9 protein-coding genes and 2 tRNA genes are annotated in these 8,395 nt (G+C 65.5%); 7 read left to right on the forward strand and 4 right to left on the reverse strand.

What is annotated here, in order from left to right:
* Positions 1-53: 53 nt before the first annotated feature.
* Entirely contained in the window at positions 54-578 is a 525-nt protein-coding gene (locus tag XF30_RS15955; protein ID WP_192893161.1) for a FecR domain-containing protein, read from the reverse strand.
* A gap of 658 nt (positions 579-1,236) precedes the next feature.
* Between XF30_RS15955 and XF30_RS15960 the strand changes: the two genes are divergently transcribed.
* A complete protein-coding gene (locus XF30_RS15960) occupies positions 1,237-2,316 on the forward strand; it encodes a DUF2778 domain-containing protein (RefSeq protein ID WP_192893162.1) in 1,080 nt (359 codons plus the stop codon).
* A 7-nt stretch (positions 2,317-2,323) separates the two neighbouring features.
* Here XF30_RS15960 and XF30_RS15965 read toward each other — a convergent pair whose 3' ends face one another.
* Entirely contained in the window at positions 2,324-2,953 is a 630-nt protein-coding gene (locus XF30_RS15965) for a glutathione binding-like protein (RefSeq protein WP_109143270.1), read from the reverse strand.
* Between the two features lie 13 nt (positions 2,954-2,966).
* Entirely contained in the window at positions 2,967-3,560 is a 594-nt protein-coding gene (locus tag XF30_RS15970; RefSeq protein ID WP_109143271.1) for a cysteine hydrolase family protein, read from the reverse strand.
* A gap of 127 nt (positions 3,561-3,687) precedes the next feature.
* Here XF30_RS15970 and XF30_RS15975 point away from each other — a divergent pair, with 127 nt between their 5' ends.
* The 6 genes from XF30_RS15975 to lepB all read left to right on the forward strand — a co-directional run bounded on the left by XF30_RS15975 (position 3,688) and on the right by lepB (position 7,709).
* On the forward strand, positions 3,688-4,527 hold the full coding sequence (locus XF30_RS15975; RefSeq protein WP_109143272.1) for a LysR family transcriptional regulator: 840 nt from the start codon (positions 3,688-3,690) through the stop codon (positions 4,525-4,527).
* 140 nt (positions 4,528-4,667) lie between these two features.
* Complete coding sequence (locus tag XF30_RS15980) at positions 4,668-4,955, forward strand: GIY-YIG nuclease family protein (protein ID WP_036012798.1); 288 nt, start codon at positions 4,668-4,670, stop codon at positions 4,953-4,955.
* A 204-nt stretch (positions 4,956-5,159) separates the two neighbouring features.
* Positions 5,160-5,229: transfer RNA gene (locus tag XF30_RS15985), tRNA-Phe, on the forward strand.
* A 4-nt stretch (positions 5,230-5,233) separates the two neighbouring features.
* Positions 5,234-5,299 (forward strand) — tRNA-His (locus XF30_RS15990).
* A 338-nt stretch (positions 5,300-5,637) separates the two neighbouring features.
* A complete protein-coding gene (locus XF30_RS15995) occupies positions 5,638-6,801 on the forward strand; it encodes a slipin family protein (protein WP_109143273.1) in 1,164 nt (387 codons plus the stop codon).
* Positions 6,802-6,962: 161 nt separating this feature from the next.
* A complete protein-coding gene (gene lepB, locus XF30_RS16000; protein ID WP_109143274.1) occupies positions 6,963-7,709 on the forward strand; it encodes a signal peptidase I in 747 nt (248 codons plus the stop codon).
* Positions 7,710-7,935: 226 nt separating this feature from the next.
* Here lepB and XF30_RS16005 read toward each other — a convergent pair.
* A partial coding sequence (locus XF30_RS16005) for a TCP-1/cpn60 chaperonin family protein (protein WP_283811140.1) occupies positions 7,936-8,395 on the reverse strand: 460 nt, incomplete at its 5' end.

Raw genomic sequence — 8,395 nt, forward strand, 5'->3', positions numbered from 1 at the left:
GTCTTGCAATCGTATAATCCAAATCTCATGGGCCGGGCCTTGCCGGCCCCGGCTCATTGCCCGAGTCTGGCCATGAGCGCGTCGATGCGCGGCTGGCCCCAGGTCTTGACGGTCAACGGACCGGTTGGCTCGACATCGACGCCTTCGCCGGGGCCGAGCACGACGCCGCGTCCACGAGCCCTGCGGCTCACGCCGACCCGGCCGTCTGCGACGAACACGGAAGTCTTGGCGTCGGCGGCATCGACCGCCCATTTCGTGCCGCGCACTGCGGCGATCGCTTGCGGCGTCAGCACCTTGAAGGGATTGCCGCGCGGCTTCTTGGGCACCTCGATCAGCAGCGCTTTGCTGCTCAACTCCACGGAGTCTATATGTCCGTCGCGGTTGGCGTCCTTAAGTTCAAATCTGGCGCCGTTTTCCGCAACGATGGTGATGCCGTTGTCGCAGCGCCAGGTCTGCGTCCCGGCAGCCGACGGCGATGCCGTGCAGCCCGCATTCGCCGCAGGCTGCGCAGTCGCAGATCCGATCAACAGAAACGACCCCGCCAGGGCGAAAAACCCCGCGCGCGCAATCCCTCTCATGCCAGCCTCCGTTTGCGTGCTCGGCACAGCTCAGGGCAGGATGATACGGTACCGTATCACGCGCAGAGGCTGCTGAAAAGTGCCGAAGTGGGAGCTATTTTCTCGCGGCCGCGATGTCCAGAACCGAGGCGATCAACTTTCAATCACGGCGCCGTGCCGCGGTGCCCGGCGCGTCATGAGCATGCACCGTTGTCGCGCGGCCGACGAGGCCCAATCCGACGCGTCGCCCACCAGCCTCGCGCAACGCTGGCGCGTTACGTTCGGGGGCAGTGGAGGGCCACGAAAATGACGTTCTCAAGTGCGTCATGGATGTGGCCGCAGACGTCCGCAGAGCCTGCTGAACCGGCCGAGAATTATAGTTAACAGACCCGACTAAGTCCGTAGTTCTGCGGGCGTTTTTCTCAAAACGGGACAGCGTTAACGAGTCGCCGCAGATCCGCCCGAACTTAATCCGCATTTAACTAAAAGTCGCCTTAATGACGCTCCGACCCTCTGCGAGATGCTGTTCCCGGATCGTGACCAGCGGCACTTCGAAGGGAGACAGAGTGACACCGTCCTGGACGCAAGGCGAATGAGTACGAGTATCGCTGCGCAGAGTAACGCGGCACGGAAGTCCAAGAATTTCTCGAAGAATAATTCGCGGAAATCTTCCCGGAAAATGATCACGATCAATTGGCTTGGCGCCGCGGCGATCGGCTGCGCCGTGATGGGCGCCGCCTGGACCATTCACAGCAACATCTTCGGCGCGAGCGTCTATCCCTCCGTCGGCAGCGTCGGCTACGACGAGCCGGTGATCAAGCGCGCGCCCAGGGTGGTGCTGCGCGAGGCCGGCGAGGCCATCAAGGAAACCTTCGCGCTGCTGCCCGACCGCCTCCAGGTCGCAGCTCCGATCTCGCGCGAGATGTTCAACGAGCGCTTTGCCGCGGCCGCAACGCAAGGCGTGCCCTCGAATGCCGCAAGCGCCGTACCCGCAACGCAGGTCGTTGCGGTGGCCAAAGACGCCCCGAAGCAGGGCGTGATCGCGAAGGTCGCGGAGGCGCTGAAGCCGGCAGCCAAGGGCGCCGACAACGCGGCGGACAAGACCAAGCGCGCGCCGGCTGCCCAGCTGCAACTCGCCTCGGCCGACCCGGCCGAGATCGTGCCGGCGCCTGAAGCCAAGCAAAAATCCTTTGCCGATCGCGCCAAGGCCGCGGTGATGTCGATCACCGCTCCGCGCCAGGCGATGGTGGAAAAGCTGTGGGGCAAGCGCGAAGCGTCCGGCGGGCTGCTCGCCTACGCCTCGGCCGATGCCAGCATCACTGCGTCCATCGCCCCGAAGGAGCAGAACCCGATGTTCGGCGGCGCTCCGCCTTATGAGCGGGACACCGCGGTCTACGACATCACGGCCAAGATGGTGTATCTGCCCGACGGCACCAGGCTCGAGGCGCATTCCGGCCTTGGCGCCAACCGCGACGATCCGGACTCCCGCCGCCTGCGCATGCGCGGCGTGACGCCGCCGCACATCTACACGCTGAAGCCGCGCGAGGCGCTGTTCCACGGCGTGCCGGCGCTGCGCCTGACCCCGATCGGCGGCGAGAGCGCGATCTACGGCCGCGACGGCCTGCTCGCCCACACCTTCATGCTCGGGCCGGGTGGCGATTCCAACGGCTGCGTGTCGTTCAAGGATTACTACGCGTTCCTCGACGCCTACCGCAACAAGGGCATCCGCAAGCTCGCGGTGCTGGCGCGGGTGGAGTGAGGCGAGCTCAGGCCGCAACGGTCTTGCGCAGCGCCATCTCGGTCGCGATCGCGCGCCGGACCGCGGGGCGGGCCTGCATGCGTTCGAGATAGGCCGCGAGCGGTGGCCATTGCGCGATGTCGATCCCTGCCGGACGGAGCAGAAGCAAGGTCCAGGTGAGATGGGCATCGGCCACGGTGAAGGCGTCGCCGACGAGGAATTCGCGGCCCGCCAGATGCGCTGCCGGCACCGACAATGTCTGCATGATCCTCGCGCGCGGCTTGGCCAGCGAGCCGTCGTCCTTGTACCAGAAGGTTGGAAACAGGAACGCCTTGTGGATCTCGGCGCCGACGAAGCTCAGCCATTCCTGCAGGCGATAACGATCGATGTCGCCGGGCCGCGGCGCAAGGCGTGCCTCCGGCTTCACATCGGCGATGTATTGCAGCACCGCTGCGCTTTCCGTCAGCCGCTCGCCGTTCTCCAGCACCAGGACCGGCACCGCGCCCTTCGGTGACACGCGGAGGAAATCGCCGCCGTCGTCCACGAGCCGCTTGGTCCAGATATGGGCGAGGTGATACTGCGCCTCGATTCCGGCCTCCAGCAGCGCGATGTGGCTCGAGAGCGAGCAGGCCATCGGAAAGAAATAGAGCTGCAGCATCGGGAAGGTCTCCTCAGGTCAGCACGTCGCTCTGCGCGATGATCGCGAAGCGGTCCGACAATTCGGCCAGAGCGACCTCGTGAACGATTCTCGCCGGCAGCGTGCCGCCGCGCCCATCGGGAAGATCGCGCGTGGCGCAGGCGTCGGCCGCGATCGTCGTGCGCAGGCCGAGATCGAGCGCGGCGCGCGCGGTCGAAGACACGCACATATGCGTCATGAACCCTGCGAGCACGATGTTCTTGCGTCCGGTCGCGGCCAGCCGGGCCTGCAGGTCGGTGCCGGCGAAGGCATTCGGCAGCGCCTTCTCGATCACGGGCTCGGCCGCGAGCGGCGTCAGGCGTTCGACGATCGCGCCGCGCGCCGCCTCGCGGTCGAACAGGCCGCCGGCGCGGCCCTTGTGCGCGACGTGGAAGATCGCAGCTCCGCTCTCCCGTGCGCGCGCGAGCAGGCGCGCAGCCGCGGCGATCGCTGCTTGCGCATCGGGCAGGGCGAGTGGGCCGGCGCAATATTCGTTCTGGATGTCGATCAGAACGAGGCATGTCTCGTTGAGCTTGGGCGGATCGAGATCGGCGCCGGCGAGTTCGAGCAGCGTCTTTGGAGTGGTCATGCCGTCAGGCTTTCGTGAATTCGGATGTTTCGACACTAGCGCAGCAGCAGCCTGCCATTGTGCAGGACTATTGCAGCTGATGGCTGCAAATTTGCAGGCAACGGCGGCGCCTGCTAGGCTCGCCCCGATGAATTGGGACGATCTGCGCATCATCGCCGCGGTCAGGGACGAGGGCACCTATGCCGGCGCCAGCGCGCGGCTGCGCATCGACGAGACCACCGTCGGCCGCAGGCTTGCGCGCATCCAGCGCGATCTCGGCGTGAAGCTGTTCGATGCGGTGGACGGCGTGCGGCGGCCGACGCGCCAGTGCGAGGCGGTGCTCGCGCATGTCGGTGCGATGGCCGCGCATGCGGCGGCGATCGACCGCATCAAGGAGGGCCAGGCCGGCCCGGTCGGGCGGCTGCGCATCGCCTCGACCAATGCGGTCGCCGAAGAGCTGCTGGCGCCGCATGCGAGCAGCTTCCTGCGCGATCATCCGGGACTGACGCTGCAATTCCTCACCGCGAGCGGCAACGTCAAGTTCTCGCGCTGGCAGGCCGATCTCGCCATCCGCCTGCGCAAGCCGGAGAAGGGCGATTTCACCATCTCCAAGCTCGGCGACGTCAGGCTGTACTTCTTCGAGCCGGCGGACCGCGGCGGCGGCGAGCCCGTTGCGTGCGTCTATCCGGACGAGCTCGACGCGATCCCGGAAGCGCAGTTCTTGCGTGCGAAGCGGCTGACGAACGTGCGCTGCGTCACCGACAATATCCGCATCATCCGCACCATGATCCAGTCGCATCAGGCCATCGGCGTGCTGCCCGAGCACAGCTGCTTAGCCCTGCTCGCCGACCGCAGTCTGCGCGCCACCCTGCTGCCGAAGCGCCGCGACGTCTGGCTGCTCGTGCAGAACCACCTCAAGCGCGATCCGGCGACACGCGTGACGATCGCGTGGGTGAGGGCGTGCTTCCAGGACAGTGCGCGCGAGTGATGCTCTTCGCAGAGCAACGATCGCAATACTGCGACTACAGCTTTTGGTTGATCTGTTCTCCGCTTGATCCTAACATCTGCCCGTCATTCCGGGGCGGCGCGAAGCGCCGAGCCCGGAATCCATAGCCACAGGCCGATGGAATGGCGTACTACGTCTACATCCTGGCGAGTAGAAAATACGGCACGCTCTACATTGGCATAACGAGCGACCTCGTTCGGCGCGTCTACGAGCACAAGATCAAAATGGTCCCGGGATTCACCAAGCGATACGGAGTCGATAAGCTGGTCCTGTTCGAAGTTTTCGATGAGCCTGCAAGCGCGATTGCTCGAGAAAAAGAACTGAAGAAATGGCGGCGCGATTGGAAGACACGATTGATCGACGAACAGAATCCAAATTGGGATGATCTCTACAACGGAATCTCCAACTAAAGCCTGTGGTTATGGATTCCGGGCTCGGCGCTCCGCGCCGCCCCGGAATGACGAACCAAAAATCTTCTCATCCCCCCTTGCAACCCGAACGTGCCTGGTCTATTAGCGCCGTCCTTCGCTAGGCCATGGGTTCGGGCTCGCTGAGATCCCGACTGGCGCGGGCCGGTCTTGCCGGTTTCGTGTTCCGCCGAATGAAGGAGAAACGCAGGACGTAGCTCATGGAGAGCGTCGGGCTGAACACCCGAAGGCATCGGTTCGATTCCGGTCTCTTGCACAAAGGATAGCTCAGTTTGGTAGAGCAGATGATTGTGACTCATCCTGTCGCGGGTTCGAATCCCGCTCCAGCGCTCCGTTTCAGCCTGAAAAGCTGATACCTCTGACGAGGACCGGACGCGCGCTTCAGTCGCGGTCCGGCCGTTTTGCCGCAAGGCTTTCCGTCCGAACCTAGACACTGTGAGACCGGCTTTGCGCCGCGGGTAGATACCGCTTGCGCTGATGCCGGGTGGCTCCGCACGGCCGCGCGACACGTCTCGCGCGATCGCGCGCGTGCGCCCGTCGTCATGCAAGCTCAAGCCCCGGCCCGCCGATTTCGCGGGAAGCGTTGTCCGCGTCCTCACGTCCTTTGCAGGTGTAACCCGCTATCCGGCCGCGCTCGGCCGGAGGCAACTGAAGGAGGCGTGCCATGACTTTGAACAAGACTTGGCGCTTGCTGATGCTGAACGTGACGGTGAAGGATGGCGAGCGTGCGTTGCTGACGCGCAACGGGCAGCTCGTGCGCGTGCTCGCGCCCGGCAAGCATCGCCTGTTCGATCCCCTGCACGAGCTGAAGGCCGAGGTGCTCGACGTGGTCCGCAGCGAATTTCCTGCGGAGCGCTACGCAGTGCTGAAGGCCGCGCGGCCTGATCTTGCCGCCGAGCTGTTCGAGGCGGTCGAGACCAAGGCGGACGAGATCGCCATCGTCAGCCTCGACGGCCGGCCCGTGCATCTGATGACGCCTTGGCAGGTGCGCGTCTACTGGAAGGTCGCAACGCGCATCGATGTCGAGCGCATCGATGTGTCCAGCGACGTCAGGGTCGACGCGCGGCACCTCACCATGATCGAGCGCAGCCGCTCGACCGTCATGAGCGAGACTGTGGTCGAGAACCACGAAGCGGGCCTGCTCTATGTCGAGGGCCGGCTCGTGGAGCGGCTCGCGCCCGGCCGGCACGCCTTCTGGACCGTCGGCCGCAAGATCGAGGTGAAGCGCCTCGACCTGCGGCCCCAGGCGGTCGAGATCACCGCGCAGGAGATGCTGACCAAGGATCGCATCGCGCTGCGGGTGACGCTGACGGCGTTCCGCCGCATCGTCGATCCCGAGCGCACGGTGGCGACCGTGCCCGACGTGGATGCGTGGCTGTACCGCCTGGTGCAGTTCGCGATCCGCGAGGCGGTGGCGGGCCGGACGCTGGACGAGGTGCTGTCTGCGAAGGCGGCACTGGATGCGGAGCTGCGCGACTATGTGCGTGCACGCGTCGCGGTATCAGGCGTGGAGGTGACCGAGCTCGGCGTCAAGGACGTGATCCTGCCCGGCGAGATCCGGGAGCTGGTGAACAAGGTGGTGGAGGCGGAGCGAGTCGCGAAGGCGAACCTGATCCGCCGGCAGGAGGAGACCGCGGCGACGCGTTCGCTCCTGAACACTGCCCGCCTGATGGAGGAGAACCCCCTGCTGCTTCGGCTCAAGGAGCTGGAGTCGCTGGAGCGGCTGGTCGAGAAGGTCGGCCGCATCGACCTCCATGCCGGTGAAGGCCAGGGCCTCGATGCCCTCCTGACCCGGCTCGTGCGTCTGAAGGCGCACGAGAGCGCATGAACCGAAGGGCCGCCCACGGGCGGCCCTTCACATCGGCGTTGCTGCCGTCTGCGATGAACGCGATCGGCGCGAGGCGCGACCAAATTTGAGCTCGTCGGGGATTGAGCGCGCTCGCAGGTTGCGTCATCTTGGGGCCGCAACGTCTTGATCAGGGAAGGCCCATGACCGTTCTTCAGGAATCGATCCGCCCCGCGGCGCGATCCAGCGACTGGAAGGCGATCGTCGTCCTGATCCTCATGATCCCGGTGCTGTGGTCGCCGGTGATCCTGTTTCGCTTCGTTCTGTATCAGCCGTTCAACATTCCGTCCGGTTCGATGACACCGGCGCTGATGGTCGGCGACTACGTCTTCGCCGCGAAATACGCTTACGGGTATGGCCGCTATTCCCTCCCATTCGCGTCGTCCTGGATCTCGGGCCGCCTCCTCGCCGCCGATCCCGAATACGGGGATATCGTGGTATTCCGGACGGCGAAGGACAGTTCTGCCGACTACGTCAAGCGCGTCGTCGGCCTGCCCGGAGATCGCATCCAGATGCGGCAGGGCCGGCTCATCCTCAACGGCCGCCCGGTGACCCGCGTCGCCCTGGAGGCGACATTTGCCGGCGACGCCTGCGGTGTCGACGACCGCGCCGCCGTCAAGCGCTGGCGCGAGACGCTGCCGAGCGGTGCGTCCTATGTGACCTACGACTGCCTCGACAACGGCTATCTCGACAACACAGACGTCTTCACGGTGCCGCCGGGCCACATCTTCGTGCTCGGCGACAACCGCGACAATTCCACCGACAGCCGCGTGCAGTCGACGTTCGGCTTCGTGCCGATGGACAATCTCATCGGCAAGGTGACGCGGATCTTCTGGTCGCTCGACGAAGACGGCGAGCCGCGCTTCGAGCGGCTCGGGAAGGTGGAGTAAGGCTTGCTCCGTCATTCCGGGGCGGCGCGCAGCGCCGAGCCCGGAATCCATAATCACAGCCAGATGGAGTGGGCCCGCTATGCCCGTCGCCCGTGAGTTTCGTGGTTATGGATTCCGGGCTCGCGCCCAAGAGGGGCGCGCCCCGGAATGACGTGCTCCCCAAAAAAACAAAAACCCCGGCATCGCTGCCGGGGTTTCGCATTCGTATCGTGCCTGAACGGCTGGATCAGAAGTCCATGCCGCCCATGCCGCCGCCCGGGGGCATCGCCGGGCCGGCGCCGCCCTTCTTCGGCAGCTCGGCGACCATGGCTTCCGTGGTGATCAGGAGCGCGGCCACCGAGGCAGCGTTCTGGATCGCGGTGCGGACCACCTTGGTCGGGTCGATGATGCCCTTCTTGACGAGGTCGGCATATTCGCCGGTCTGGGAGTCGAAGCCGTAATTGTAGGCCTTGTTCTCCAGGATCTTGCCGACGATCACCGAGCCGTCTTCACCGGCGTTGATCGCGATCTGGCGAGCGGGGGCCGACAGCGCCTTGCGCACGATCTCGACGCCGGTCTTCTGGTCGTCGTTCTTGGTGCGCAGGCCCTTGAGCTGCTCGGAGGCACGGAGCAGGGCGACGCCGCCGCCCGGAACGATGCCTTCTTCCACGGCCGCGCGGGTCGCATGCATCGCGTCATCAACGCGA

It is taken from the genome of Bradyrhizobium sp. SUTN9-2 (assembly GCF_003122645.1).
Taxonomy (GTDB): Bacteria; Pseudomonadota; Alphaproteobacteria; order Rhizobiales; family Xanthobacteraceae; genus Bradyrhizobium; species Bradyrhizobium yuanmingense.